This is a genomic window from Streptomyces sp. NPDC102514 (assembly GCF_055584525.1).
Genome location: NZ_JBVJLW010000008.1, coordinates 417,488 through 442,253, shown reverse-complemented (window position 1 = coordinate 442,253; position 24,766 = coordinate 417,488). Strand labels below are relative to the sequence as shown.

The window sequence follows — 24,766 nt, the reverse complement described above, 5'->3', positions numbered from 1 at the left end:
TCTGCCGGGAGAACGACGGGAAAACAGCCGGTCAGGTCCACGCCTGAGCGCGCACCCGCCCATTTGTATCTTCCACCAGACGGAATATTCCGAAGCGAAACAAACCGATAGGATCGCCCCCATGCGCCGTTCCAAAATCGTCTGCACACTCGGTCCCGCCGTCGACTCCCACGAACAGCTCGTCTCGCTGATCGAGGCCGGCATGAACGTGGCCCGTTTCAACTTCAGCCACGGCTCCCACGCCGAGCACCAGGGCCGCTACGAGCGGGTCCGCTCCGCCGCCCGGGAGACCGGCCGCGCCATCGGCGTCCTGGCCGACCTCCAGGGCCCGAAGATCCGGCTGGAGACCTTCGCCGAGGGCCCCGTCGAGCTGGAGCGCGGTGACGAGTTCACCATCACGACCGAGGACGTCCCGGGCGACAAGTCGATCTGCGGCACCACCTACAAGGGTCTGCCGGGCGATGTCTCCAAGGGCGACCAGGTCCTGATCAACGACGGCAACGTCGAGCTGCGGGTCGTCGAGGTCGACGGCCCGAACGTGAAGACGATCGTCATCGAGGGCGGCGTCATCTCGGACCACAAGGGCATCAACCTGCCCGGTACGGCCGTGAACGTGCCGGCGCTGTCCGAGAAGGACGTCGACGACCTGCGCTTCGCCCTGCAGATGGGCTGCGACCTGGTCGCGCTGTCCTTCGTGCGCGACGCCCACGACGTGAACGACGTCCACAAGATCATGGACGAGGAGGGCCGCCGGGTCCCCGTCATCGCCAAGGTGGAGAAGCCCCAGGCGGTGGAGAACATGGAGGCCGTCGTCGCGGCCTTCGACGGTGTCATGGTGGCCCGTGGCGACCTGGCCGTCGAGTACCCGCTGGAGCGGGTCCCGATGGTGCAGAAGCGCCTCGTGGAGCTGTGCCGGCGCAACGCCAAGCCGGTGATCGTCGCGACCCAGATGATGGAGTCGATGATCACCAACTCCCGCCCGACGCGCGCCGAGGCGTCCGACGTCGCCAACGCGATCCTGGACGGGGCGGACGCGGTCATGCTGTCGGCCGAGTCCAGCGTCGGCGCGTACCCGATCGAGACCGTGAAGACGATGTCGAAGATCGTCGTCGCGGCCGAGGAGGAGCTGCTCTCCAAGGGTCTGCAGCCGCTCGTGCCGGGCAAGAAGCCCCGTACGCAGGGTGGTTCGGTGGCCCGTGCCGCGTGCGAGATCGCGGACTTCCTGGGCGGCAAGGGCCTGGTGGCGTTCACCAAGTCCGGTGACACCGCCCGCCGTCTGTCCCGCTACCGCGCGGCCCAGCCGATCCAGGCGTTCACCACGGACGAGGGCACCCGCAACCAGCTCTCGCTGAGCTGGGGCGTCGAGTCGCACGTCGTGCCGTTCGTGCACAGCACCGACGAGATGGTCGAACTGGTCGACAGCGAACTGCGCAAGCTCAAGAGCTTCAGCGAAGGCGACATCGTCGTGATGACCGCCGGCTCGCCCCCCGGCGTCACGGGCACCACGAACATGGTCCGAGTCCACCACCTGGGCGGCTGACCGCTTCCCGTACACGGCTGAGGGCGCTCCCTGGTTCACAGGGGGCGCCCTCGGTGCGTTCTGCCGTTCCGCCTACCGCGTCCCGGGGTCTAGCCGAGTGGGGTGTTGTACTGCCTCATTCCGGGGATCGTCAGGTCTCCGCCGAACTGGGCGGCCTGGACGACCTTCACCTTTGTGAAGTAGATCAGCGGGATGTTCAGCGGTGGAGGGTTCTCCGGGTCGAACGTGATCGGGATCAGCCCGAGCAGGTTCCCGGAGATGCTCTCCGTGTACATGACCGTCTTGCCGTCCTTGATGGTGGACGTCGTGCCGCTGCCCGCCTGGACGTGGTAGCGCACTCCGGCGTCCTTGTCGTCGACCGTCTGGTGCAGGTCGCCGATGTCGGTGCCGTTGGAGATCACGTACTTCAGGACCTTCTTGACCGAGCCGTTGGCGGTCTTCACCTTGACGATGCCCTGGTAGTCGGCGCCCTTGAGGGTCAGGGAACTGGCCTCCAGCATCCACGGGTCGTCGGCGAGGGCGGGGATGCCCTGCTCGACACCGCTCTCGTCGTCCGTGGCGGCCGGGCAGTCGTCGGGGTCCGTGGTGGAGCTCGCGGACGGGCTGGGCGTCGGGGAGGCGGTGGCCTCGTCGGCCGCGTCCTCCGCCTCGTCCTTGGCGTCCTTCGCGGCCTCGGACGCCTTGTCGGTCACGTCCTTGACCGTGTCCTCGGCCTTGCCGGCCGTGTCCTTGACGGTGTCCTCGACGTCGTCGACCGCGTCGGACGCGCCCTTCGTGGCCGAAGGGCTGGGCGTGGCGGACGGCTCCGCGGTGGGGGTCGCGGTGTCCTTCCCGCCGGGCGTGAGGATGTCCTCAAGCGCGTCGCCGATCTCGTCCAGGACGTTGCCGCTGCTCTGCGAGGGGGTGGGCGTCGGTGTGGACGCGCCGCCCCCGGACTCGGCCGGCTTGCTCGTCGAGGCGGACGGCGTGGGGTCGGGCTTGTCCTCGGAACCTGAATCCGAGGAAGAGCCGTCGCCCGTCGAACCGTCGCCCGCGGAGTCGTCGTCCGAGGAGTCCTCGTCGTCGGCGGGAGCGCTCGTCGAGGCGGAGGGCGACGGGGTGGCCGTCGTGTCCTTCTCCTCGTCGGCCTTGTCGTCCTTGGCGCTGTCGTCCAGCGCCTCGACACAGTCCTTGTACTCGTCGATCGTGAGGTTCTTCGCCGACGGCTTGTCGTCGGCCTGGGCGAGGGTCGGTGTGAACCCCATGCCCATGAGGATCGCGGTCGGCATCGACGCTATGGCTATCGCCTTGCCCGCGGGCACGTGCAGCCTGGTGAACAGCGGCTTCCTGGGGGCTGCGTGCCGCGGCCCGGTTCTCGCACGGGACTCGCCCGCGGAGTCCGCGTAGTGGACCTCGTCAGCCGGCACTGTGCCTCCCGTTCGCCCCGTCGTTGGGGCTCGTTCCTGACAGATCGTTCGGCCCGCTCGCCCCGTCGGCCGGCGCGGCCTGCGGAACGCCTCCCTTGTCCGTACGGTCCGTCCCGGTCCGGGCTCCCGCCGTCTCGTCGCCGGGCACCCACGCGACCGCCATCCCGCCGCCCACCAGGGCCAGCAGGAAGCCGATCAGGAAGCCGCCGAGGTTCGACACGGGGATGGAGACCAGTCCCAGCAGGATCGCCGCGACACCGGCGAAGACCCGCACGTGCTTCTGGTACCAGAGGCTGATTCCGAGAACGCCCAGGAGTACTCCGATGATGAGCGAACCGGCACCCGCGGTCGTCGCCATGGCCAGCGTGAGATGCCCGATCTGAAGGTTCGCATACGGGAAGTACGCGATCGGGAATCCGGCGAGCAGGATGAACAGGCCGGCCCAGAACGGGCGGCCACCACGCCAGACACGGAACCGCAGCCGCCAGTAGTCGAATTGACCGCGCGCGGCAGGATTCCCTGCAGGAGTCTCGGCGCTCATGGAAAACAGCTCCCTGGAACGGCGTTGCTGTGAGAGGTTCACGTACTGCTCAGAATGAGTGAGCAAGGTACTACTCAGGAGAACTGAGCAGGGGACGGGCGGGCGAGGCAGCACAGGCTCCCTCACCCGCCCAGGGAGTGCTTAGTAGCACTCCTTGACACCCTTGGACAGCGACATCTTCAGACCGCTGAGCTTGAAGGTGCCGGCGGTGGTCGCCCACGCCGTCTGCTTCACGTCGGTCAGCACGGCCTTCTCGGCCTGCTGCGCGAAGCCGTAGGGGTTCGCCTGGTCACCCTTGGCGATTCCCGGACCCTTGCTCGCGTCCTTGGCCGCAACACCGATGTCGATGTTGGTGAAGGTCGCGTTGGCCGAGAGGTCCTCGACGTCGATGTAGAGGTTCTCGGCCTCTACGGGCTTGCTGCCGCCGCCCGCCTTGAGGGTCAGGCTGACCGACCCGAGCAGCGGGATGTCCGGGGTGACCACGGACTGGCACATGTTCGTGATCGAGGCGGACTTGAACGCCGACACCGCGACCGGGTGCGCCGTCTTGTCGCCCTTGAGCGTGTACCCCTGGTCGATGGCTCCGTACTGCGAGAAGCCGGTACCGACCAATTCGTCAGCCGTCACCTTGAACGACTGACCCGACACGCTGAACGACGCGGCGAGAGCGCCTTGTGCAAGGGCGATGCCTATGCACGCCGTGGCAGCCACGCTGGGCACCATGACGACGGCGAACCGCTTCCATCTGGTCCCGCCACGCACCTGGGACTCCATATTTCCTCCTTCTCGGACGTACATCTCCGGCCCTGGCCGTCGCCAGACAGCGACTCAGCCGGGCAGGGATGGGAGAAGTGCTACGTCCTCGGGAAGGAGAGCGCCCGAACCCGGAGGCGCGCAACGCACCCGAATCACCGGCGATCACCCCCGAGCGACAACCACTGGTCGCGCCTGAACACTTCACGCACAACCTGCCGGACAGGCTCCGCCGAACGGCGAAGACCCCCCTGTCCAAGGACCGGCGCCACTGCCGCCGCCCCTACTCGGTGGGGACCCAAGAAAACCCGCTGACCCGAGTGGCTGTCGGGGGAGGGTAATGGACCGAGCGTCGCCGATCGTGGTGCATTCTCGCCGCCCGCACAAGGGGGTTCGTTACTGGCTAGTAACGGCCGGATAACCGAACAACGACCCGTCGGTGTCGACCGACCACCGAGGGTGGCCCCGAAGGAGGTGACAAAGTGATCGAAGATTGGACGGAATCCGACAGATCACCGCCCTGGGCTTACTCCCAGTAACAGCGGCCGCGTTTACCAAGTTTTGGTAAAACGCGGCCACTATGTAGCCGTGTCGGCAAATCCTTCACCCGGGCATCACGGGTCGCGGCGTTTAGCGACTGGTCAGAACAGAGCGCGCGCCAGCGCCCTGCGCGCGGCCGTCACACGCGGATCGTCGCCGCCGACGACCTCGAACAGCTCCAGCAGCCGTACGCGCGCCGCCTCGCGGTCGTCGCCCGCCGTACGCGCCACGGTGTCGACGAGCCGCCCCAGCGCGTCCTCCACATGGCCGCCCACCAGATCGAGGTCGGCCGCGGCGATCTGCGCCGGTACGTCATTGGGCTTGTCCGCGGCCTCCTTGCGCACCAGCTGGGGGTCCGCGCCCTGCACCCGCTGGAGCAACTCGGCCTGCGCGAGGCCCAGCTTGGCCTCCGTGTTCCCCGGGTCGTCGCTCAGCACGTTCCGGTACGCCTGGACCGCGCCGCCCAGGTCTCCCGCGTCCAGCGCCTGCACGGCGGCTTCGAGCAGCGCGTCGTACGGGCCGACCGGAACCTCGGGGGCCGCGGCGGCCCCGTCCTGTCCGGCACTGTCCGCACTCTGGTCCACGGTCACGCCCGTGAGCCCGAACCGCTCCTCGGCGACCTGGACGAGCTGGTCCAGGGTGCCCCGGATCTGCGCCTCGGGAGCGGCGCCCTGGAACAGCGGCAGGGCCTGGCCGGCCACCACCGCGAAGACGGCCGGGATGCCCTGGATCCCGAACTGCTGCATCAGCATCTGATTGGCGTCGACGTCGATCTTGGCGAGGACGAACCGGCCGTTGTACTCGACGGTGAGCCGCTCAAGGAGCGGACTGAGCTGCTTGCACGGCTCGCACCACTCGGCCCAGAAGTCGATGACGACCGGCACCTCGGTGGAGCGCTGCAGGACGTCCCGCTCAAAACCCGCCTCGTCGACGTCGATGACGAGACTCGACGCGGACACGGCGGGAACGGCCCCGCCCCCCTGTCGTACCGCTTCGGCGCGCGCCTGCTCCGCCTTCGCCTTGGCCTCCTGGGCCGCTTTCACCGCGGCGAGGTCGACGACTCCGCTCATGGACATGTTCCGTGGCTGCATGCGTCTATCCTCCCCCCTCCGCGCGCCTGTGTGAAAAGCGCTGTGAAAGCCAGTCCTGATGCGTGTTTCTGACGCCGGGTCCCCACTCGGCGCCGCGTGGTCGTCGCGCTTTCGCTACGGCCCGTAGCGTAACTGTCCCGGTACGGCCGGGGGAAGCCCGTTCCGGTGATCTCCCTCACCCGTCCACAGGATCCCCCTCGGCGGAACGCCCGGATATGGTCGCCGACATGCAAAGTCGCAGTTCCGCACCCCGTACGGGCCGTACGGGACGTCCGCGCAGCGCCGAGGCCGACGAGGCGATCCTGGCGGCGACGCGTGAGGCTCTCGTGGAACTGGGCTGGTCGGGGCTGACACTGGGCGACGTGGCCACCCGCGCGGGTGTCGCGAAAACGACCCTCTACCGGCGCTGGGCGGGCAAGAACGAGCTGGTGGTCGACGCGGTGGCCGTGCTCTTCGACGAGCTGGAGCTGCCCGACCGGGGCAGCCTCGCCGCCGACGTGGAGGGCGTGGTCCTGCAGTTCGCCGGGCTGCTGGAGCGTCCGGAGACCAAGACCGCGCTGATGGCGGTGGTCGCCGAGTCGACCAGCGACGCCGTTCTGCGCGACCGCATCCGCTCGTCCATCGTCGACCGCCAGAAGCGTCTCGTCCTGGAAGGGCGCGCCCGCGCCCAGGCCCGGGGGGAGCTGCCGCCGGAGAGCGACCCGGAGACCGCGGCCCGCGGCTCCGACCTGATCTTCGACGTGATCGCCGGCTCGGTCGTCCACCGCTGCCTGGTGAGCTCGAAGCCCGTCGACACGGACTGGGCCCGCGACTTCACCCAGCTCCTGCTGAGCGGGCTGACCGCGATCTCACCGGCCTGACCGGTCGGCAACGGCTCAGCTCGTCAGCAACGGTTCAGCTCGTCAGCTCGCACCAGACGAGCTTTCCGCCCGTACGGGACAGCCCCATCGAGTAGTGCCCCCACTGGTCGGCCAGCTCCGCCACGATCCCCAGCCCACGCCCGCCCTCGGCACACGCGCCGGTCACGCGTGGGCGGGGCGGCACACCACTGGTGTCCCACACCGAGAGCCGCAGCCATTTCTCCGAGCGCTTCACCCGGAGGCAGGACGGCCCCGGGGCGTGCACATGCGCGTTGGTGACCAGCTCGGAGACCAACAGCTCTGCCGTGACGACGAGTTCACCGAGCCCGTGCGCACGGAGCATCAACCGCAGGGCACCGCGTGCGACGCCGACGGCGAGGGGGTTGTGGGGGAGGTTGATGCTGTACTCCCAGTCGTCCGCGTGGCTCATGAGGTCTCCGTCCGTCCCAGGGAAGATTCGCAACTCGGATGCACACACTGTGTGTTCATTGCGATACTGACGGTAGATGGAGCGGGCCAGGTTTTCCACCTGCTTCCCCGAACGAGTGACGCTCAACTAGCTAGGAGAGAAGCAGCCTTGGCACTACGGACCAGGATCAGCGAGCGACAACGGCGCGTGGCGGCCGAGCTGCGCAGGATGCGCGAGGACCGCAGCATCACCACGAACGACGCAGCCGCCGCAGCAGACATGAGGGCCCCTTTCCTGAGCAAGATCGAGGCCGGCCGAACGGCCATCGCTACCGAGCGGATCCACAAGCTATGCAGGCACTACGGGGGCATTTCTGACCCATACCGTGAAGCCTTGGTCGCGATGTCCGAGTCCAGCGGCAAGGGCTGGTGGAGCGCCTATCAGGGACGGGTCCATCAGTACGCGCTGAACCTCGCGGAACTGGAAGCCGGTGCGGTTGAACTCTGCCTCTACGACCCTCTGCTCGTCCCCGGCCTGTTCCAGACCGAGGAGTACATCCGGGCTCTGTTCGGCGACGTACGGCCCAAGCACGCCACCACGGAAGACGCCATCGCCTTCAGACTGGCACGCCAGAGGCTCCTCACCGGCGAGAACGCCCCTGCCGTGCACGCGGTGATTCACGAGGCTGCTCTGCGTATGCACTACAGCAGCCCCAGCGTCACTCGCGGACAGCTGCTGCACCTGATCGAACTGGCGAGACTGCCGAACGTGACCATCCAGATCTTCCCGTTCCGCACTCGCACCTTCCCCGGCGTCACCAGCCCGTTCCTGTACGCACAACCGCGAGTCGAAGACCTGGCCACCGTGGTACTGGAACATCCGAGCGAGCCGATCTACCGTGACACGCAGGAACACTTGTCCCAATACCGCACGCTCTTCGCTCAGTTGAAAGAATGCGCGCTTCCTCCGATCACCCCCACAGTCGCGCCCGAGATGTCGGCGGCGCCAGGCTCCCTGATGCTGATCCAGCATCTGCTGTACGACTTGTAGAAAGGCACTCAGTGCGCCAACTCAGCTGGCAGAAGTCCTCGTTCAGCGGCGATGAGAACAACAGCTGCCTCTACCTCGCCGCCACCCCCGCAGGGGTCCTCCTCCGCGAGAGCGACGCCCCCGCCGAAATAATCGCCACCACACCCGCCCGCCTGGGCCACCTCATACGGGCGCTGAAAGCAGACCGCCCGGCGGACGCGCCATGAAGACGTCGATCGGATCCTGGTCCTCGACGACGAACCCGTGGCGCTCGTAGAGACGACGGGCGGCACTGCCCTGCAGGACGTTCAGACTCACGGTCGCGTCCTGTGCGTCGGTCCGCTCCAGCACCGTGCGCAGGACGGCGGATCCGAGCCCTCGGCCCTGCTGGTGGGGAGCGAGGTAGAAGTGCTCCAGCCACTGCCTGCCTTCGGAGGGCCGGACCGTGACGCAGCCCACGAGTTCGCGGTCGATCTCGATGATCGACGTGTGCCGCGTGGAGAAGGAATCCCGCAGCCGCTGCCGCACCCGGTGCTCGTCGTAACGTCCAAGGCGTTCCAGATCCGGACGCATCACCGTGGCGCGCAGTTCCGCGACCACCTCGACGTCCGATGACACCGCGGAACGCAGCGTCCAGTCGACGGGACACACGACCAGCACCCCCTGTACGACTTCCGGAGAGGCCCGAAGTGCCCCAACTCAGCTGGCAGAAATCGTCGTACAGCAGCGACGAGTCCAACGACTGCCTATGCCTCGCCGCCACCCCCGACGGAGTCCTCCGCCTACGCGAGAGCGACGCCGCCGACACGATCATGGCGGCCACACCCGCAGGGCTGGACCACCTCATCCAGGCGCTGAAAGCGGGCCGCTCGTCGGTCAGGCCTTCGCGACCGCGGCCGGGTCGTCGACGACCTTCGACTCCAGCTCGCGGCTGACCTTGCGCTCCACGAAGAACGCGGCCGTCGGGACCGTGCCCGCGAGCAGCACCCACAGCAGCTTCGGCACCGGCCACTTCGCCTTGGAGCCCAGGTCGAAGGCGAAGACCAGGTAGACGACGTACAGCCAGCCGTGCGCGACGCTGACGACACGCGTGAAGTCCGCGGCGCCGTCCAGGTCGAGCACGTACTTGCCGATCATGCCGAGGACCAGCAGGACCAGCAGGACACCGGTGACGTAGGCCATGACGCGGTAGCGGGTCAGCACGCTCTTTTTCATGGCTACGAGCCTAACCACCGGTTTGCCACGATCTTCGCGCGGGCCCTACTCCTCGTCGAAGTCGTGCGCCGCCACCCTCAGCGGTCGCAGCATCGCGAAGATCTCCCGGCACTCCTCGGCGTCGTACGCGCCGAGCCCGAAGTCCATCGCCATCAGATCGCGGGTGGCCGCGTCGCAGACCTCGCGGCCCTTGTCGGTGATGGAGGCGAGGGTGCCGCGGCCGTCGTTGGGGTTGGGCCGTTTGTCGACGAGCCCGGACCGTACGAGCCGGTCCACCGTGTTCGTCACGGACGTCGGGTGGACCATCAGCCGCTCGCCGATCTTGGACATCGGCAGCTCACCCGCCTTGGAGAAGGTGAGCAGTACCAGCGCCTCGTAGCGGGCGAACGTCAGTCCGTACGGCTTGACGACCGCGTCGACCTCGGCGAGGAGAATCTGGTGCGCGCGCATGATCGAGGTGATCGCGCCCATGGACGGCACGGACCCCCAGCGCTGTTTCCAGAGTTCGTCGGCTCGGGCGATGGGATCGAAGGCAAGGCTGAGCGGCTTCGGCACGGCAAAACCCTACCGGCCGGTCATATCGCGGTCAGCCCCGTCTCGCCTTTCGGTATTCGCCCGCTTCCGCACCCTTCTTCCCCGCCCTTCGCCTTCACCCCTTCCGGGCGGCCTCGCCCCCCGCTTTCCCGTGCGCCGCACCTCCGCCGCCAGGAGCAGACAGCACACCGTCCCGAGCACGCCGACCCCGCCCACCACCGTGCTGACCGGCCAGAACTCGGCCGCCGTCCCGGCCAGCGCCATGCCCACGCCCTGGATGGTCATGAGCCCGGCCGTGTGCACGGTCATCGCCCGGCCGCGCAGTTCCTCCGGCACGGCGTCCACGAACCAGCGGTCGAGCCCCAGCGTGTACGCGCCCGTCGACCCGGCGACCAGCAGCGCGAGCAGGATCCAGCCGAGGTCCGGGTGGAAGGGGTAGGCGAGGAGCGGCAGCAGGCCGCAGCCGGCGAGGGGCAGCACGATCCGGGAGCGGGTCGCCGGGGAGAGGGCGGAGCCCGCGTACAGCTCCCCCGCGATCGTGCCGATCGGCATCGCGCACATCAGCAGGCCGATCCAGGCCGTGCCCACCCCGATCTCGTCGGCGTACGCGGCGGCCAGTGCCTCCGGCGCGACGACGAACATCGGCGGCACCCAGAGCAGCAGGAGCAGCGCCCGGATGCGGCGGTCGGCCAGGACCTGCCGGGTGCCCGCGAGCGAGTACCGCATCAGCGGTCCGGCGCCGGTCCGCGCGGGCCTGCGCCGGGTGCCGACGCGCAGCAGCAGCGCGGAGGCGAGGAAGGTGCCGAACGTGATGCCCAGGGCCCCGCGCGGGGACACGAACGTCAGCAGGATGCCGCCCAGGCCGAAGCCCACGAGCACGGCGCTCTGCGACACGATCCGCAGCAGGGAGCGGCCGAGCACGAACAGGTCGCCGTCCCCGAGGATCTCCGCCAGCGTGGCCATCCGGGTGCCGCTGAACACCGGGGAGACGGCGGCGATGGCGCACCGCAGGGCGAGCAGGGCGACGACGGGGGTGGCGGGCAGGGCCATCAGCGCCGCGCATCCGGCGCACACGAGGTCGCACACGACGAGCACCCGGCGGGCCGGGAACCGGTCGGCCACTCCGGACAGCAGCGTCCCGCCCACGAGGTACGGCAGGAAGCCCAGCGCGAAGGCCAGTGCGCTGAGCAGCGGCGATCCCGTCAGCTCGTACACGAGGACGGTCAGGGCGATCTCGCTGACGACGACGCCCAGCAGGGACAGGGCGTGCGCGGCGAAGACGACCCTGAACTCCCGGACGGCGAAGGCCCGGCCGTACCCGCTCCCCCGCGTGTCGACGGAGGGTTCGGGGGCCGCCGTCGCGGTCTGTGTTTCTTCTGGCATGGGGTGCAGCGTCGCGTGACCGCGCCGGGCACCATAGAGTTTCGGCCCAGGCCGAATCTTCGGACTCGATCTTCGGGCTGAATCTTCGAGCCGAACCTCCCGGGAGGCGTGATGCCGTACCACCTCCACTTCGGGGAGGACGACTTCCTCAACTGCCGGTTCGCGCTGTCGCCCCTGTGGGAGACGCACGAGGCGGTACGCACCCTGCGGCGCCCCGAGCGGCAGGGCTACCACCCCGCCTGGCTGCGCCGCATCCGCTCGGCGGCGGCCGAGCTGGACCTGGAGCCGCTGTGGCTGCTGATGCCGCAGCGCGGGAACAGCCCGGACTGTCTGATGCCCCCTCCGATCGGGCCGGCGGCCACGTTCGAGGAGGAGATCGCCGCCGTGCGCGCCACGGACCCCGAGCTGGCGCGGACCGAACTCGCGATCTCCCTCGCGGACACCCCGGGCGCCACCGAGTCCCCGGCCGGCCGGGCGATGCTCGCCGACCCCGCCCGTGCGGTACGGGAGCTGGCGGACACGACGGAGGCGGCCTGGCACGCCCTCGTGGAACCCGCCTGGCCGAGGCTCCGGGCCCTCCTGGAGGCCGACATCGCCTTCCACTCCCGCCGCCTCGCCGAGGTGGGCCTCGCCGGGCTGCTGCCCGAACTGGACCGGCGGGTCGCCTGGGACGCGGGCAGGCTCACGGTCGACTCGCGGGGCGAGCACGTACGCGAACTGGGCGGCCAGGGGCTGGTGCTGATGCCCAGCGTCTTCACCTGGCCGGACGTGGTGAGCGGCTTCGACCCGCCCTGGCAGCCCGCTCTGGTCTATCCGGCGCGCGGCATCGGGGGCCTGTGGGCCGAGCCGTCCGACCGTACGCCCGAGGCCCTCGTACGGCTGCTGGGCCGGGGCCGGGCCGCCGTACTGGCCGCGCTCGCGGAACCCGCCGCCACCACGGCCCTCGCACACCGTCTCGGCCTCGCGCCCTCGTCCGTCTCCGCGCATCTGTCGACGCTGCGGGACGCGGGTCTGCTCGTCGCGCACCGGTACGGGCACCAGGTGCTGTACGAGAGGACACCGCTCGGCATCGCGCTGGCCTCGGGCGGCGCCTGACGGGCCGACAGGGCCGGGGGCTCGCGGCCCCGCACTGTCACAGCCCCGCGCCGCAGCAGCCCCGCGCTGTCGGGGCCTCCCGGTGTAGCCGCCTCACGGTGTCGCACCCCTGACCGATAGGACCGTTATGTCACGATGGCCGGAAAACCGTCACTGACGGTCACCTTCGCCCAAGGGGGCAGGATGTACCGGCCGACCCGTACCCGAACCCGTACCCGCGCGGCGCGCGCCGTGCTCGTCGCGTCCGCCGCGACCGCCGCGCTGGGACTCGTGACGGGCTGCTCGTCCCCGTCCGAGGGCGGCCCGGCCGCCGCCGTCCAGGAGACCCGCGCGGCGAACCCCGCCGCCGGCTCCCCGTTCTGGATCGACCCGCAGAGCCCCGCCGCACGGCAGGCCCGTGCGTGGGAGCGGCAGGGCCGGGGGAACGACGCGAAGCTGCTCAAGCGCATCGCGGACCGGCCCGCGGCGCTGTGGCCGGCCGGCGACCACCCCGAGCCGAGGATCAGGGAGGCGACCGCGGCGGCGGCCGGCGACGGCCGTACACCCGTGTTCGTCGCGTACGACATCCCGCACCGCGACTGCGGTCAGCACTCGGCGGGCGGGGCGCAGGACGCGGCGGCCTACCGGGACTGGATCGACCGGTTCGCGGGGGCCCTGGGCGACAGTCCCGCGCTGGTCGTCCTGGAGCCCGACGCGGTCGCGCACATCGTGGACGGCTGCACACCGGGCGAGTACCACGCGCAGCGCGAGCAGTTGCTCTCCGAGGCGATCGTGCGGCTGAAGGCCCAGCCGAACACGAAGGTGTACCTGGACGCGGGCAACCCGGACTGGATCGAGGAGCCGCAGAAACTCGTCGAACCCCTCGGCCGGGCCGGGGTCGCGAACGCCGACGGCTTCGCCCTGAACGTCTCCAACTTCCAGACGGACGGGATCACCAAGGAGTACGGCCGCCGCCTCTCGGAGGCCCTCGGCGGCAAGCACTTCGTGGTGGACACCAGCCGCAACGGCAACGGCCCGCTGCGGGGCGACCGTGCGCAGGCCTGGTGCAATCCGCCGGGCCGGGCGCTCGGCACGCCGCCCACCACCGACACCGGCGACCCGGTCGTGGACGCGTACCTGTGGATCAAGCGTCCCGGCGAGTCGGACGGACAGTGCCGCGGAGGCCCCGCGGCCGGTCAGTGGTGGGCGGACTACGCGCTGGGCCTGGCCCGCAACTCCAAGCCCCAGTAGGTCGCCCGGACGCCGCGGGCAGCCCTTCGGTACGTCACTTCACCTGCACCCACTTCGCCTCGGACGGCGTCCCGTCCGCGTCCGACACGAACAGCATGTACCAGCCGGGCGGCACCAGCGTCCGGTCCTTCGGTACGGCCACGGTCACCGAGTCCTTCGACCTGGTGAGCTCCAGCGCGATGGACCGCTGCTCGACGTCCGTGGTGTGCGTGACCGCGCTGGGCCGCATCAGCCGGGCGTTCACGACCTTCTCCGGGTGCCGGGTCGCGAAGGTGGCGCGGCCCTCGCCGTCCACCTCCTGCGGTCCGTCGCCGAGGACGGGGCGGCCCTTGCCGTTCTTGTGCAGGGCGGGCGGGGTGAAGATCTCCATGCGCTGCTCGAAGTGGCCGAGCTTGGTGTTCTGCTGGTCGTCGAAGAGCGGGTCGGAGCCGAAGGTGGCGATCCGGCCGTCGGGCAGCAGAAGCGCCTCGGAGTGGTAGTTGCGGCCTACCTTCGGCGAGGCGGCCGTGCGGAACGAGTTGGACTTCGGGTCGTAGAACTGCGCCTTGTGGATGTTGCTGGCGCCGCGCCCTCGGTAGTCCTTGGCGCCGTTGGACGTGAACACCGAGTCGTCCGGCATGATCACGCTGTTCAGATAGCGGGTGCCCTGCGGCAGGTCGGGGCCGTCCTTGAAGGCGGGGTTCTCCTTCTTGAGGTCGACGACGGCCGTGCGCGAGGTCGACTTCTTGGACTCGCCGACCCCTCCGCCGCCGAGGATCATCACCTTCTGGTCCTGGGCGGGCGGCAGCAGGAGCGAGGTCGACGTCTCCGTCTCGTCCGCGTCGCTCAGTCCGGGCACCTTCTGGAACTTGTTGGTCTTCAGGTCCCACAGGCCCGCGTCGCGGCCGAGTTCGGCGGGCCCGTAACCGGCGTTCGAGGCGGGGTAGAAGAGCTTGCCGCCCTTGGTGAGGAAGAGGGCCGGGTAGGTGGGGAAGTAGCGGTGGGGTCCCGGGGTCCACTTCTTCGTCCTCGGGTCGTAGATCTCGTTGTCACCGGGGTCGATCACGCCGACGTCGTCGAGCCCGGAGACCGCGAGCACCTTCCCGTCCTGGAGTCCGACGAGCGTCGGGTACCAGCGGGCCTTGTCCATCGGCTCGACGGGCACGTACTTCTCCGCCGTCGGGTCGAACTCGTAGGCGGCCTTGATCCCCTGGAAGTCCTGCTTCTCCATGGTGATCTTCTCGGAGAGGCCGTACGTGTTGTCGGCGTCCTTGCCCTTGAGGCCGAGGATCTCGTACTGGGCGCGCTTGTCCGTGACCGGCGCCGGGCCGTCCTCGGTGGCCTCGACGAAGACCCGGGCCTCGCTCGCCTTGACCTTCGTCTTCCAGGGCTGCATGACGCCGGCCCTGTTGTAGGTGATCTCCTGGGTGCGCTTGGCCTTGGGGACGGTGACGTCGAAACGGCTGATGTACTCGACGCCGGACGGCGAGCGGAAACGGGTGCCCTTCTTGAGGGCGATCGTCTTGTCCGGGTTCTCGTTCTTCACCCGCATACCGCCCCCGGCCCGCTCGACCTCCCCGTCGAGCAGTTCGTAGCGGGCCGTGCCGCCGGCCACCAGCATGCGGCCGCTGGGCAGTTGGGCGTGTCCGGCGCAGAAGAAGTCGGCCGGTGTGGCGATCTTCTTGAAGGTGTCGGCCTTCGGGTCCCACAGGATCGTGTCGAAGGACCCCTTGTCGAACTTCTTCTGCTCGTTGCCGGAGCCCGCGACGATCAGCACCTTGCCGGTGTGCAGGAGCGCCGCGTGGATGGCGTTGGTGCGGAACTCCTCCGGGATGTCGAGCTGCTTCCACGAGCCGTACTTCGCCTGGTAGCCGGGCTGGGCGATCTTGTACTCGTAGTACTGCTCCGAGGCGAAACCGATGGCGGCCGGCGCGTTGAGTCCGGCGAGCAGCGCGACGCCGCCGACACCGAGCAGCCGCTTCTGGGTCTTCTTCGAGAGCGTCGTCTTCAGCGACCCGCTCTTCACGGACGCCTTCTTCAAGGGCCGGTGGGCCATGGCCTAGCTACCTCCTGTCGTACTGCTGGAGACCGTTCCGGCGGCGGCGCTGCCCGCGAGGGCCGGGGCGGGCTCGGCCGCTTCGCCGATCCGGACGGAGGGCACGAGGCGGCTCTCCGCCCTGCGGGCCCTGGCCCGGGCCACGGTCCACACCGCCACCGGGGAGAGGGAGATGGCCAGCGCGAGGACCGCCCAGGTGCGCATGGCCGCGTGGGTGTGGTCGAGCACGAACGACGCGACCAGGGACGACGTCAGGACCGCCGCCCAGAACAGATGGATACGGAAGGTCGCGACGCGGTCGGGGCTGGTGTCGCCGCCCTTGGGGGTGATGACGAACCGGCTGGGACGGCGGATCAGGGCCGCGCCCAGGGACTTCAGGTAGATGGGCGCGGAGAGGGCCGACATCGCCATGCCCGCCAGACCGCCCGAGCCCTCCGGTTCGTGCGGGGAGACGTTGTGCCGCCGGTTCCACAGATACAGCCCGACCTGGAGTGCGGCGGCGTCGCTGTAGAGCATCAGCCACATGGAGGCCGAGACCTGCGTACCGGACGCCCCGAAGCACAGGAACAGGACGCAGCTGAGGATGCCCAGCAGCCAGTTGACGGCCGTCATCGGGTAGTAGACGAGCATCAGCGTGTACGAGAAGAGCCGTCCCGGCGGCATCGTGAAAGGTGCCTTCCAGTACTGCTTGAACAGCGTCTCGTAGGTGCCGCGCGACCAGCGCATCTGCTGGGTGAAGAAGTCGGTCCAGGACGCGGGGCCCTCACCGACGGCCAGCACGTCAGGGGTGTAGACGGACTGCCAGTGGTGACCGGTCCTCGGGTTCTTGTGCCGGTGCATCTCGAAACCGGTGGCCATGTCCTCGGTGATCGAGTCGTACAGGCCGCCGACCTGCTTGACGGCCGCGATCCGTACGACGTTGTTGGTGCCGACGAACATGGGCGCGCGGTAGCGGTTGCCGGCGCGCTGGATCAGGGCGTGGAAGAGGAACTGCTGGGACTCGGCCGCCTTGGTGACGGGGGTGGTGTAGTTGCCGTACACCTGCGGGCCGACGACGAAGGCGACGTCCGGGTCGCGGAAGTAGCCCATCATCCGTTCCAGGAACTCCGGGAGCGGGACGTGGTCCGTGTCGACGGAGGCGAAGAAGTCGTACTCGCCGCCGTGCATCGCGATCCACGCGTTGTAGTTGCCGTGCTTGGTACGGGTCTTGTGGACGCCCTTGGCCCTGTTCCACTCCGGGACACCGTGCCGGGTGAAGTGCCGGACGCCCAACTCCTCGCAGAGCGCCTTGGCCTGCCCGTCGTCCCCCTCGTCCAGGAGCCAGACGTCGACCGGGCCCGTGTGGGTGACCCTGACGGCCCCTTCGAGGGTGGCGCGGACCATCGAGAGCGGTTCCTTGCCAGGGACGAACGTGGTCAGGAAGGCGACCCGGGTGCCCTTCGCGGGGGTGACGGGGACGGGGTCCCTGGCCACCATCGTCGCGTGCGCGATCGACACGACGTTGACGACCATGAAGAGCTCGATCAGGCCGATCGCCACGAGCATCGTGATGTCGAGGCCGACCAGCCAGCGGGCTCCGCCCTCGCGCTCCACCCAGTGGGTGGGCCACACGAGATAGACCAGCAGGAGTCCTGTGAGCACCGGGGCGAGCGTCATGAGCAGGACGGCTCGTATTCGGTGCGGCTCGCTCGACAGGAGCTTGGTGTACTGCACCCGGTAGGCCGAGCCGGACGGCTCCGTGAGCGGTCCGGCCAACCTGCTGTGGGTGTCGTAGTCGTAGCCCTCCGGCCGCACAGCGCCCTCCAGTGCCCAGTGATCGAACAAGCCGATACCCACACAAAAGTGGCATTACGTCGGCGTGTCGAACGGAGGGGGTCCAGGTGGGTGTTGCCTCCGACGGTTGGGCGGGGGGCTGCGTCGTCGGGTACGGGTCGCCTACGGCTGGCCACGCAGTTCCCCGCGCCCCTGAAAACCACCGGGCGCGACCCCGGCGGGCACCATGCGCGCCGTTCCCCGCGCCCCTAAAGACGGTGGTCGGGTGCGGGTCGTACGTGGCTGAGCGCGCCGTTCCCCGCGCCCCTAAAAGCGGTGGTCGGGTGCGGGTCGTACGTGGCTGAGCGCGCCGTTCCCCGCGCCCCTAAAAGCGGTGGTCGGGTGCGGGTCGTACGTGGCTGGCCGCGCAGTTCCTCGCGCCCCTGAAAGATTGGGCCGGCGCCGGCGCCCTGCTTTTAGGGGGCGCGGGGAACTGCGCGAACGGCCCCCACCGGGGCCGCACCCGGGACTGAACCCGCGGAGCCACGCACCTCTCAGGGGCGCGGGGAACTGCGCGGGCAACCCCCACCGGGCCGCAGCCGGTAGTGGATCCGCGGCGCCGCGCACCAGCGCCGCCGGGATCACAACAGCCGTGTCACTTCGACAAGTGGTGTTCCACCGTGGAGACCTTGGACGTGAGTCCATCCGTCACGCCCGGCCGGATGTCCGCCTTCAGGACCAGCGACACCCGAGGCGCCCGCGCCTCAACCGCGGCGACCGCCCGCCGGACGACGTCCATCACCTCGTCCCACTCCCCTTCCAGCGACGTGAACATCGCGTCCGTCCGGTTCGGCAGCCCCGACTCACGAACGACCCGCACCGCGTCCGCCACGTACTCCCCCACGTCCTCCCCGACCCCGAGCGGCGTCACGGAAAAGGCGACGATCATGCGCCCACGATCCCCTCGTTGCGCGCGCGGGACTTGATGACCGCGGCCTCGGCCTCGCCCTTGAGCTTGCGCTCGGCGAAGAAGCCGCCCGTCGGCAGCACGGACAGCACGAAGTAGAGTGCCGCGGTCTTCAGCCCCCACTTCGCCCGGTTCCACGCGTCGGCCCAGAAGATCACGTACAGCACGAAGAGGACGCCGTGGATCATGCCCATCACCGGCACCGCGTTGAAGTCCGTGGTCCGCTTCAGCACAGAGCAGACGAGCAGCAGCAGGAACGAGACGGCTTCCGGGCCGGAGACCAGACGGAGGCGGCGGAGGGCGGAGGCGGTCTTGATGTCCACGGGTCACCTTCGATGTTTGTGAATGAGAGCACAAGCGCCCGCCCATTGTGGCATTGGAGTGCCGGCGGACCGCCTCAGGGGTCCCGGGACGAGGCCCCTAGGGGGACGGTCCGGGTCGTTCTCCACCCGTGGGACCTGTCGGCGGAGACTTCCCGCCCGCTACCTTCACTTCGTGGCGATGTTCCGACTACAAGGCAGCAAGGTGCTGGCCGTCGACATGACCGGCGACGCCGTGAAGGCGAAGAACGGCTCCATGGTCGCGTACGACGGTCAGATGGCCTTCAAGAAACTCAGCGGCGGCGGCGAAGGCATCCGCGGCATGGTGACGCGCCGGATCACCGGCGAGCAGATGACCCTCATGGAGGTGAAGGGCCAGGGCACGTGCTGGTTCGCCGACCGGGCCAGCGAGATCAACCTGGTGAGCCTCCAGGGCGACAAACTCTTCGTCGAGTCGAGCAATCTCCTGGCGACCGACTCGGGCCTGCGTACGGGCACGTCCTTCACAGGACTGCGGGGCGCCTCGCAGGGCAACGGGCTCTTCACGACGACGATCGAGGGCCACGGCCAGGCGGCGATCATGTCCGACGGCCCGGCGGTGGTGCTGCGGGTCAGTTCGCAGTACCCACTGACCGTCGACCCGGGCGCGTACATCGCCCATCAGGGCAATCTGCGGCAGTCGTTCCAGTCCGGCGTGACGTTCCGCACGTTCATGGGCGAGGGCGGCGGCGAGGCCTTCCAGATCCGCTTCGAGGGTGACGGCGTCGTCTACGTCCAGCCCAGTGAGCGCAACTCGATCGCGGGAGACGTGTGACATGCCCTTCCGTGAGATCAACTCGAAGATGATCGAGGCCACCGTCGCACCGGGCCAGAAGCTGTACAGCCAGCGCGGCGCGATGCTCGCCTACAAGGGCGAGGTCTCCTTCACCCCGAACCTGCAGAGCGGCCAGGGCGGCGTGATGTCGATGATCGGCCGCCGGGCGGCCGGTGAGGCGGCGCCGCTGATGACCGTGGAGGGCTCCGGCACGGTCCTGTTCGGGCACGGCGGCCACCACATCCAGGTGATCACCCTCGAAGGCGACACCCTGTACGTGGAGGCGGACCGACTGCTGGCCTTCGACGGCACCCTCCAGCAGGGCACGATGTTCATGGGCTCGCAGGGCGGCGTCATGGGCATGGTGCGCGGCCAGGTGACGGGGCAGGGCCTGTTCACCACGACCCTCAAGGGCCACGGGTCGGTGGCCGTCATGGCGCACGGCGGGGTCATCGAGGTCCCCATCACCCCGCAGCGCCCGGTGCACGTCGACCCGCAGGCGTACGTCGCCCATCACGGGGACGTCCGCAACAAACTGTCCAGCGCGCTCGGTCTGCGCGATCTGATCGGCCGCGGTTCGGGCGAGGCCTTCCAGCTGGAGCTGAGCGGCAGTGGCGCGGTGTACGTGCAGGCGTCGGAGGAGAAGCTGTGACCACCTACCCGGGCACGGGCCCCGTGATCCACGACCCGGCGACCCTGCCGGTCGACGACAACGTGAACGCGTACACCTTCTGCGTGGAGCTCAAGGGGAGCGAGTGGTTCCTGCAGAAGGGCAAGATGATCGCCTACTACGGCTCGATGGAGTTCAACGGCATCGGGCACGGCCGCCTCGACCGCCTCGTGCGAACGTCTTTTCATTCGCCGTTGCACGCGAGCGACTGGGTGGTGGCGTCCGGCTCGGGCAAGATGCTGCTCGCCGACCGGGCCTTCGATGTGAATTCCTTCGACCTGGAGGAGGGCAACCTGACCATTCGCTCGGGCAACCTCCTCGCTTTTCAGCCAAGTCTCGCGCTGAAGCAGTCGATCGTGCCGGGCTTCCTGACGCTCATCGGAACGGGCAAGTTCGTCGCCGCCTCGAACGGCCCGGTGGTGTTCATGGAACCCCCGATCCGGGTCGACCCGCAGGCCCTCGTCGGCTGGGCCGACTGCCCCTCGCCCTGCCATCACTACGACCACGGGTACATGACGGGCCTGATGGGCGGTCTACGTGCGATGACGGGCATCGGCGGGGCCTCCGGCGAGGAGCACCAGTTCGAGTTCGTGGGGGCCGGCACGGTGCTGCTGCAGTCCAGCGAGGCCCTGATGGCGGAGCAGGCCGCGGGGGCGCTGCCGAACGAGCCGGGAGTGCCCGGCGGCGGCGGGGGGCCAGGTCACCAGGGACAGCCGGGCGGCGCACCGCGTCTTCCCGGACAGCTGGGGGACCTCCAGCGTCGCTTCGGGCTGTGAGCGGTAGTCTGCAGAGTGTGACGTCGAACGTGTGCACGTCGTCACACCACCCTCACTAGTTCGCCTTTCAACCTTTTAGGTAGACTTGATTCATGGAGACCGAGACGGCCACCCGCTGGCTGACCGATGCGGAGCAGTGCGCATGGCGCACCCACCTGGAGGTCAACAGGCTGTTGACGTACCAGCTCGAAAGGGACCTCCAGCCGTTCGGCCTGACGATGAACGACTACGAGATCCTGGTGAACCTCTCGGAGTCCGAGGGCGTACGGATGCGGATGAGCGACCTCGCGTCCGCCACCCTCCAGTCCAAGAGCCGCCTCTCGCACCAGATCACCCGCATGGAGAACGCGGATCTGGTCCGGCGCGAGAACTGCGAGTCCGACCGCCGCGGCCTGTTCGCGGTGCTCACCGACCACGGCCTGGAGACGATGCGGAAGGTCGCACCCCATCACGTGGGTTCCGTACGCCGCCACTTCATCGACCTCCTCTCGCCGGAGGCCCTGGAAGAACTCCACAAATCCCTGACCCCCATCGCAGAACACCTGAGAAGCCAACGAGGCCGCCCGTAACGGGCCGCCCCGCCAAGGGGCACCCGACAGGGGCGCGGGGAACGGCGCAGTCTTTTTGCTTTCAGGGGCGCGGGGAACGGCGCAATCCTTTGCCCTCAAGGGGCGCGGGGAACGGCGCGACCAGCCCCCACCGGCCCGCAGGCTGATCACCGGCCTCCGGCAGGCCGCTCAGGCCACGGCAGCCGGAGCTCGAACAGAGCTCCGCCTGCCGCAGCCTCCCGCACAGTGAGCGCGCCACCGTGCCGCACAGCCACATCCCGAGCGATGGCAAGCCCCAGCCCGGCCCCACCGTCATCCCGGGCACGGGCCTCGTCGAGCCGCACGAACCGCTCGAAGACCCGCTCACGCTCACCCGCAGGCACCCCCTCCCCGTCGTCGGCGACCTCAAGAAGCACCCACTCCCCCACCCGCCGCACGCTCACGGAGACCGACGACCGGGTGTGCCGCTGGGCGTTGTCCAGCAGATTGCCGAGCACCCGCGCCAGCTGCCCGCGGGACCCGCTCACCTCCAGGGAGTCCGCGGTGTCCGCGGCCACGGACACCGCGACCCGGTCACCGGTCCGCTGTCCGGCCTCCGCCCGGACGAGAGCGACCAGATCGAACCGCGCGTCCGCAGGCCGTTCCCCCGCGTCCAGCCGGGCGAGCAGCAGCAGGTCGGCGGCGAGCCGCTGCAGCCGTACGGTGTCCTCGACGGCCCCTCCCACGTCGAGCAGTTCCGGGTGCGCGGCGCCCACTTCGAGCTGGGTGCGCAGTGAGGCGATGGGGCTGCGCAGTTCGTGCGAGGCGTCGGCGACGAACCGGCGCTGCCGTTCCACGGACTGTTCCAGGGCGGCGAGCGTCTCGTTGGTCGTCCGGGCGAGCCGGGCGACCTCGTCGTGCGTGTCCGGCACGGGAACCCGCCGGGTGAGGTCCTCGGACGCGGTGATCGCGGCCATCTCGCCGCGGATGTCCTCGACGGGGCGCAGCGCCCGCCGGGTGACCAGCCAGGTCACCAGGGCCACCACGGCCAGCAGCAGCGGGAAGCCGATGAGCATGACGGTCAGCGCCGTGCTCACGGCCTCCTGTTCGGCGGTCAGCGGCGCGCCGGCGTGGACGGTGAGCGTGCCCTTGCCGTCCACCTCGACCGGCACGGCGGCGAAGCGGTAGTCCGCCGTGTCGCCGTCGATGGTGGCGGAGCCGTCGCTGAAGGAGGCCTCGCCGAGTTCGCCGGCCTCGTGCGGGTCGTCGTCGCTGCCGCCGTCGCCGTCATCGTCGTCGTCACCGCCGCTGACGGCCCCGGGGGCCTGCGGTGTGACCCGGTCGACGCCCGTGCCGCTGATGCGCTCCAGGTCCTCGGTGACGGCGACGAGCCTCCCCGTCGCGTCCACGACCTGGACCGGCTGGTCGTCGCTGTCCAGCGAGAGGTCGCCGTAGGACTGCCCGGACGCGATGTCGGTGGCGACCTTCTGGGCGGCGCGTTCCGCCTCCGTACCGGCCTGTTCGCTCAGATTGGTCCACAGCGACAGCAGGACGGCGGCGCCGGCCGCGGCGAGCGCGACGGCCACCACGACGCTCGCGGCGAGGGTGGCCCTGGCCCGTACGGACCCGAGGACGCGTCTCATCTCGACTCCAGGCGGTAACCGGCACCGCGTACGGTCCGGATCAGCGCGGCCCCCAGCTTGCGGCGCAGCGTGCTGATGTAGACCTCGACGATGTTCGGGTCGCCGTCGTACGCGAAGTCCCAGACGTGTTCGAGGATCTCCGCCTTGGACACCACCTCGCCCGCCCGCACGACGAGTTGTTCGAGGACCGAGAACTCCTTGGTGGTGAGGGCGATCTCGTCCTCACCGAGGTGGACGCGCCGGGCGGCGGTGTCGACCTTGAGGTCACCGAGCACATGCACGGGCGACGCCCCGCCCGAGGGCCCGCGCCGGCGCAGCAGCGCCTTCACCCGGGCGACCAGGACGACGTACGAGAACGGCTTGGTGAGGTAGTCGTCGGCGCCCGTGTCCAGGCCTTCCGCCTCGTCGTACTCGCCGTCCTTGGCGGTGAGCATCAGGATCGGCACGTCGTGCCCGGCGGAGCGCAGGGCGCCGCACACCCGGTAGCCGTTCATGCCGGGCAGCATGATGTCGAGGATGACGAGGTCGTACGAGCCCTCGCCCGCCATGTGCAGCCCCTCCAGGCCGTCGTGGACCACGTCGACGGCGTACCCCTCGGCCGTCAGGCCCTTGGCGAGCGACAGGGCGAGCCGCTTCTCATCCTCCACGATCAACAGGCGCATGCGTAAAGAGTCGCAAACCGAACCTGAAGAAGCCTTCAGGGTGCTTCAGGTTCGCTTCAGCGTCGGTCGGCCAGATTGGGACACGTCGAAACGCACCAGACCAGTCGATCCCGGAGGAATCCCCATGAAGCGCAACATCGTCATCGCCACCGTCGCCGTCGCCGCTCTCGTCGGAGGCGGTACGGCGACGGCCCTCGCCGTCACGGGTGACGGAGACGCGCCGGGCAAGCAGTCCAGCGTGCGGGCCGCGGACGACGACCGCAACGACCGGGACGACCGGGACGACTCCGCCGACGACGACCGGGACGGCCGTGACGACGACAAGGCCGACCGGGCCGACGACGCCGCCGACGCGAAGGCGGCGAAGGTCTCGGCGGCCGACGCGATCACGGCGGCGCTCAAGAGCGTGCAGGGTACGGCTGTCTCGGCCGAGCTGGACGACGAAGGCAGCAGCCTGGTGTGGGACGTGGACGTGCTGTCCTCGGGCGGCGCCTGGCACAGCGTCCGGATCGACCCGGGCACGGGCACGGTGCTCGGGTCGCACACCGAGCAGGAGGACGCCGACGACACGGCGGAGGCGCGGGCCGCGCTGAAGGGGTCGTCCGTCACCGCCGTGGAGGCCGCGCGGGCCGCTGCCGCGAAGGGGACGGTCACGTCCGTCGAGCTCGACGACGACTCCCGTACGTCCGCGTGGGACGTGGAGACGACCGCCTCGAACGGCGCCGAGAAGGACTGGAAGGTCGACCTGAAGTCCGCGGCGGTCACCGCGGACACGTCGTCGGACGACAACTCGGACGACGACGGCTCCGACGACTGACGGGCGGCTGCCCCGGCGGGCCTTTCCTCGCCCCCGCCGCCCCTACCCGTTCCCGTCCACGCATGGGGGCTGCGCCCCCTCGCCCCCCTTTGTCCTCAAACGCCGGACGGGCTGGATTTCCAGCCCGTCCGGCGTTTGAGGACACACTGACGGGAAG

The 24,766-nt window shown here is 69.5% G+C and carries 27 protein-coding genes; 12 read left to right on the top strand and 15 right to left on the bottom strand.

Annotated elements, in window-relative coordinates:
* Window positions 1–121 precede the first annotated feature (121 nt).
* A complete protein-coding gene (gene pyk / locus ACZ60E_RS23005) occupies window positions 122–1,540 on the top strand; it encodes a pyruvate kinase (protein WP_107021248.1) in 1,419 nt (472 codons plus the stop codon).
* Between the two features lie 89 nt (window positions 1,541–1,629).
* Here pyk and ACZ60E_RS23000 read toward each other — a convergent pair whose 3' ends face one another.
* The 4 genes from ACZ60E_RS23000 to ACZ60E_RS22985 all read right to left on the bottom strand — a co-directional run bounded on the left by ACZ60E_RS23000 (window position 1,630) and on the right by ACZ60E_RS22985 (window position 5,871).
* Window positions 1,630–2,946 (bottom strand): hypothetical protein, encoded by a 1,317-nt coding sequence (locus ACZ60E_RS23000; protein ID WP_384813521.1) that lies wholly within the window; start codon window positions 2,944–2,946, stop codon window positions 1,630–1,632.
* Entirely contained in the window at window positions 2,936–3,487 is a 552-nt protein-coding gene (locus ACZ60E_RS22995) for a DUF6114 domain-containing protein (protein WP_384813518.1), read from the bottom strand. The genes ACZ60E_RS23000 and ACZ60E_RS22995 overlap by 11 nt, the downstream gene beginning before the upstream one ends.
* A 141-nt stretch (window positions 3,488–3,628) precedes the next feature.
* Complete coding sequence (locus tag ACZ60E_RS22990; protein WP_384813516.1) at window positions 3,629–4,261, bottom strand: DUF6230 family protein; 633 nt, start codon at window positions 4,259–4,261, stop codon at window positions 3,629–3,631.
* A 620-nt stretch (window positions 4,262–4,881) separates the two neighbouring features.
* Window positions 4,882–5,871, bottom strand: a complete 990-nt coding sequence (locus tag ACZ60E_RS22985; RefSeq protein ID WP_469442703.1) for a tetratricopeptide repeat protein — start codon at window positions 5,869–5,871, stop codon at window positions 4,882–4,884.
* Window positions 5,872–6,098: 227 nt separating this feature from the next.
* On the opposite strand from ACZ60E_RS22985, the gene ACZ60E_RS22980 reads away from it, so the two are divergent.
* Window positions 6,099–6,731 (top strand): TetR/AcrR family transcriptional regulator, encoded by a 633-nt coding sequence (locus tag ACZ60E_RS22980; protein WP_384813511.1) that lies wholly within the window; start codon window positions 6,099–6,101, stop codon window positions 6,729–6,731.
* A 34-nt stretch (window positions 6,732–6,765) separates the two neighbouring features.
* Here ACZ60E_RS22980 and ACZ60E_RS22975 read toward each other — a convergent pair whose 3' ends face one another.
* Window positions 6,766–7,161 (bottom strand): ATP-binding protein, encoded by a 396-nt coding sequence (locus ACZ60E_RS22975; protein WP_469442700.1) that lies wholly within the window; start codon window positions 7,159–7,161, stop codon window positions 6,766–6,768.
* Window positions 7,162–7,347: 186 nt separating this feature from the next.
* Between ACZ60E_RS22975 and ACZ60E_RS22970 the strand changes: the two genes are divergently transcribed.
* On the top strand, window positions 7,348–8,190 hold the full coding sequence (locus tag ACZ60E_RS22970) for a DUF5753 domain-containing protein (RefSeq protein WP_469442698.1): 843 nt from the start codon (window positions 7,348–7,350) through the stop codon (window positions 8,188–8,190).
* The gene (locus ACZ60E_RS22965) at window positions 8,094–8,396 is read left to right on the top strand and encodes a DUF397 domain-containing protein (protein WP_469442696.1); all 303 of its coding nucleotides are present in this window, start codon (window positions 8,094–8,096) and stop codon (window positions 8,394–8,396) included. The genes ACZ60E_RS22970 and ACZ60E_RS22965 overlap by 97 nt, the downstream gene beginning before the upstream one ends.
* On the opposite strand, the gene ACZ60E_RS22960 is transcribed toward ACZ60E_RS22965, so the two are convergent.
* A complete protein-coding gene (locus tag ACZ60E_RS22960; RefSeq protein WP_469442749.1) occupies window positions 8,353–8,742 on the bottom strand; it encodes a GNAT family N-acetyltransferase in 390 nt (129 codons plus the stop codon). The two genes, ACZ60E_RS22965 and ACZ60E_RS22960, sit on opposite strands and share 44 nt — an antisense overlap.
* 38 nt (window positions 8,743–8,780) lie before the next feature.
* Between ACZ60E_RS22960 and ACZ60E_RS22955 the strand changes: the two genes are divergently transcribed.
* The gene (locus tag ACZ60E_RS22955) at window positions 8,781–9,104 is read left to right on the top strand and encodes a DUF397 domain-containing protein (RefSeq protein ID WP_469442694.1); all 324 of its coding nucleotides are present in this window, start codon (window positions 8,781–8,783) and stop codon (window positions 9,102–9,104) included.
* Here the strand turns inward: ACZ60E_RS22955 and ACZ60E_RS22950 are convergent.
* Genes ACZ60E_RS22950 through ACZ60E_RS22940 form a run of 3 tightly spaced genes read right to left on the bottom strand, consistent with a single transcriptional unit; the run spans window position 9,046 to window position 11,301 of the window.
* Window positions 9,046–9,384 carry a DUF3817 domain-containing protein gene (locus tag ACZ60E_RS22950; protein WP_453795111.1) on the bottom strand — a complete coding sequence of 113 codons (339 nt, stop codon included), beginning with the start codon at window positions 9,382–9,384 and terminating at the stop codon, window positions 9,046–9,048. The two genes, ACZ60E_RS22955 and ACZ60E_RS22950, sit on opposite strands and share 59 nt — an antisense overlap.
* 45 nt (window positions 9,385–9,429) lie before the next feature.
* Window positions 9,430–9,939, bottom strand: coding sequence for a MarR family winged helix-turn-helix transcriptional regulator (locus ACZ60E_RS22945; protein WP_189773407.1), 510 nt, complete (start codon window positions 9,937–9,939; stop codon window positions 9,430–9,432).
* Between the two features lie 9 nt (window positions 9,940–9,948).
* A complete protein-coding gene (locus ACZ60E_RS22940; RefSeq protein WP_469442691.1) occupies window positions 9,949–11,301 on the bottom strand; it encodes an MFS transporter in 1,353 nt (450 codons plus the stop codon).
* A gap of 111 nt (window positions 11,302–11,412) precedes the next feature.
* On the opposite strand from ACZ60E_RS22940, the gene ACZ60E_RS22935 reads away from it, so the two are divergent.
* Both ACZ60E_RS22935 and ACZ60E_RS22930 read left to right on the top strand, forming a co-directional pair.
* Window positions 11,413–12,396 (top strand): ArsR/SmtB family transcription factor, encoded by a 984-nt coding sequence (locus ACZ60E_RS22935; RefSeq protein ID WP_385836350.1) that lies wholly within the window; start codon window positions 11,413–11,415, stop codon window positions 12,394–12,396.
* 183 nt (window positions 12,397–12,579) lie between these two features.
* Window positions 12,580–13,626: a glycoside hydrolase family 6 protein gene (locus ACZ60E_RS22930; protein WP_384813479.1), complete on the top strand. Its 1,047-nt coding sequence runs from the start codon at window positions 12,580–12,582 to the stop codon at window positions 13,624–13,626.
* Window positions 13,627–13,660: 34 nt separating this feature from the next.
* On the opposite strand, the gene glxA is transcribed toward ACZ60E_RS22930, so the two are convergent.
* From glxA to ACZ60E_RS22910, 4 genes are all read right to left on the bottom strand, one after another.
* Window positions 13,661–15,661 carry a radical copper oxidase GlxA gene (gene glxA / locus ACZ60E_RS22925; RefSeq protein WP_469442690.1) on the bottom strand — a complete coding sequence of 667 codons (2,001 nt, stop codon included), beginning with the start codon at window positions 15,659–15,661 and terminating at the stop codon, window positions 13,661–13,663.
* Window positions 15,662–15,664: 3 nt separating this feature from the next.
* The gene (locus ACZ60E_RS22920; protein ID WP_469442747.1) at window positions 15,665–17,455 is read right to left on the bottom strand and encodes a glycosyltransferase family 2 protein; all 1,791 of its coding nucleotides are present in this window, start codon (window positions 17,453–17,455) and stop codon (window positions 15,665–15,667) included.
* Window positions 17,456–18,068: 613 nt separating this feature from the next.
* Window positions 18,069–18,362, bottom strand: coding sequence for an MTH1187 family thiamine-binding protein (locus ACZ60E_RS22915; protein ID WP_384816548.1), 294 nt, complete (start codon window positions 18,360–18,362; stop codon window positions 18,069–18,071).
* Window positions 18,359–18,703, bottom strand: a complete 345-nt coding sequence (locus tag ACZ60E_RS22910; protein WP_107021265.1) for a DUF3817 domain-containing protein — start codon at window positions 18,701–18,703, stop codon at window positions 18,359–18,361. The genes ACZ60E_RS22915 and ACZ60E_RS22910 overlap by 4 nt, the downstream gene beginning before the upstream one ends.
* Window positions 18,704–18,881: 178 nt before the next feature.
* Between ACZ60E_RS22910 and ACZ60E_RS22905 the strand changes: the two genes are divergently transcribed.
* The 4 genes from ACZ60E_RS22905 to ACZ60E_RS22890 all read left to right on the top strand — a co-directional run bounded on the left by ACZ60E_RS22905 (window position 18,882) and on the right by ACZ60E_RS22890 (window position 21,529).
* Complete coding sequence (locus tag ACZ60E_RS22905) at window positions 18,882–19,514, top strand: AIM24 family protein (protein ID WP_210890576.1); 633 nt, start codon at window positions 18,882–18,884, stop codon at window positions 19,512–19,514.
* A 1-nt stretch (window position 19,515) separates the two neighbouring features.
* Complete coding sequence (locus ACZ60E_RS22900) at window positions 19,516–20,166, top strand: AIM24 family protein (protein WP_384816554.1); 651 nt, start codon at window positions 19,516–19,518, stop codon at window positions 20,164–20,166.
* Window positions 20,163–20,960: an AIM24 family protein gene (locus ACZ60E_RS22895; RefSeq protein ID WP_385836353.1), complete on the top strand. Its 798-nt coding sequence runs from the start codon at window positions 20,163–20,165 to the stop codon at window positions 20,958–20,960. Before ACZ60E_RS22900 ends, ACZ60E_RS22895 begins: the two co-directional genes overlap by 4 nt.
* 92 nt (window positions 20,961–21,052) lie before the next feature.
* Window positions 21,053–21,529 carry a MarR family winged helix-turn-helix transcriptional regulator gene (locus tag ACZ60E_RS22890; protein WP_385836354.1) on the top strand — a complete coding sequence of 159 codons (477 nt, stop codon included), beginning with the start codon at window positions 21,053–21,055 and terminating at the stop codon, window positions 21,527–21,529.
* A 146-nt stretch (window positions 21,530–21,675) separates the two neighbouring features.
* Here ACZ60E_RS22890 and ACZ60E_RS22885 read toward each other — a convergent pair whose 3' ends face one another.
* Together ACZ60E_RS22885 and ACZ60E_RS22880 are read right to left on the bottom strand one after the other, a co-directional pair.
* Complete coding sequence (locus ACZ60E_RS22885; RefSeq protein WP_469442688.1) at window positions 21,676–23,130, bottom strand: sensor histidine kinase; 1,455 nt, start codon at window positions 23,128–23,130, stop codon at window positions 21,676–21,678.
* Window positions 23,127–23,792 (bottom strand): response regulator transcription factor, encoded by a 666-nt coding sequence (locus ACZ60E_RS22880; RefSeq protein ID WP_210889765.1) that lies wholly within the window; start codon window positions 23,790–23,792, stop codon window positions 23,127–23,129. Before ACZ60E_RS22880 ends, ACZ60E_RS22885 begins: the two co-directional genes overlap by 4 nt.
* Window positions 23,793–23,916: 124 nt before the next feature.
* On the opposite strand from ACZ60E_RS22880, the gene ACZ60E_RS22875 reads away from it, so the two are divergent.
* On the top strand, window positions 23,917–24,609 hold the full coding sequence (locus ACZ60E_RS22875; protein WP_469442686.1) for a PepSY domain-containing protein: 693 nt from the start codon (window positions 23,917–23,919) through the stop codon (window positions 24,607–24,609).
* Window positions 24,610–24,766 lie beyond the last annotated feature (157 nt).

Bases quoted from the DNA above. Each gene is read 5' to 3' on its own strand.
- ACZ60E_RS22875 (WP_469442686.1), top strand. From the start codon at position 23,917: ATGAAGCGCAACATCGTCATCGCCACCGTCGCCGTCGCCGCTCTCGTC.
- ACZ60E_RS22975 (WP_469442700.1), bottom strand. From the start codon at position 7,161: ATGAGCCACGCGGACGACTGGGAGTACAGCATCAACCTCCCCCACAAC.
- ACZ60E_RS22990 (WP_384813516.1), bottom strand. From the start codon at position 4,261: ATGGAGTCCCAGGTGCGTGGCGGGACCAGATGGAAGCGGTTCGCCGTC.
- ACZ60E_RS22980 (WP_384813511.1), top strand. From the start codon at position 6,099: ATGCAAAGTCGCAGTTCCGCACCCCGTACGGGCCGTACGGGACGTCCG.
- ACZ60E_RS22965 (WP_469442696.1), top strand. From the start codon at position 8,094: ATGCGCGCTTCCTCCGATCACCCCCACAGTCGCGCCCGAGATGTCGGC.
- ACZ60E_RS22885 (WP_469442688.1), bottom strand. From the start codon at position 23,130: ATGAGACGCGTCCTCGGGTCCGTACGGGCCAGGGCCACCCTCGCCGCG.
- ACZ60E_RS22880 (WP_210889765.1), bottom strand. From the start codon at position 23,792: ATGCGCCTGTTGATCGTGGAGGATGAGAAGCGGCTCGCCCTGTCGCTC.
- ACZ60E_RS22935 (WP_385836350.1), top strand. From the start codon at position 11,413: ATGCCGTACCACCTCCACTTCGGGGAGGACGACTTCCTCAACTGCCGG.
- ACZ60E_RS22995 (WP_384813518.1), bottom strand. From the start codon at position 3,487: ATGAGCGCCGAGACTCCTGCAGGGAATCCTGCCGCGCGCGGTCAATTC.
- ACZ60E_RS22950 (WP_453795111.1), bottom strand. From the start codon at position 9,384: ATGAAAAAGAGCGTGCTGACCCGCTACCGCGTCATGGCCTACGTCACC.
- ACZ60E_RS22960 (WP_469442749.1), bottom strand. From the start codon at position 8,742: ATGCGTCCGGATCTGGAACGCCTTGGACGTTACGACGAGCACCGGGTG.
- glxA (WP_469442690.1), bottom strand. From the start codon at position 15,661: ATGGCCCACCGGCCCTTGAAGAAGGCGTCCGTGAAGAGCGGGTCGCTG.
- pyk (WP_107021248.1), top strand. From the start codon at position 122: ATGCGCCGTTCCAAAATCGTCTGCACACTCGGTCCCGCCGTCGACTCC.
- ACZ60E_RS22955 (WP_469442694.1), top strand. From the start codon at position 8,781: ATGACACCGCGGAACGCAGCGTCCAGTCGACGGGACACACGACCAGCA.
- ACZ60E_RS22930 (WP_384813479.1), top strand. From the start codon at position 12,580: ATGTACCGGCCGACCCGTACCCGAACCCGTACCCGCGCGGCGCGCGCC.
- ACZ60E_RS22900 (WP_384816554.1), top strand. From the start codon at position 19,516: ATGCCCTTCCGTGAGATCAACTCGAAGATGATCGAGGCCACCGTCGCA.
- ACZ60E_RS22905 (WP_210890576.1), top strand. From the start codon at position 18,882: ATGTTCCGACTACAAGGCAGCAAGGTGCTGGCCGTCGACATGACCGGC.
- ACZ60E_RS22915 (WP_384816548.1), bottom strand. From the start codon at position 18,362: ATGATCGTCGCCTTTTCCGTGACGCCGCTCGGGGTCGGGGAGGACGTG.
- ACZ60E_RS22985 (WP_469442703.1), bottom strand. From the start codon at position 5,871: ATGCAGCCACGGAACATGTCCATGAGCGGAGTCGTCGACCTCGCCGCG.
- ACZ60E_RS22890 (WP_385836354.1), top strand. From the start codon at position 21,053: ATGGAGACCGAGACGGCCACCCGCTGGCTGACCGATGCGGAGCAGTGC.
- ACZ60E_RS22940 (WP_469442691.1), bottom strand. From the start codon at position 11,301: ATGCCAGAAGAAACACAGACCGCGACGGCGGCCCCCGAACCCTCCGTC.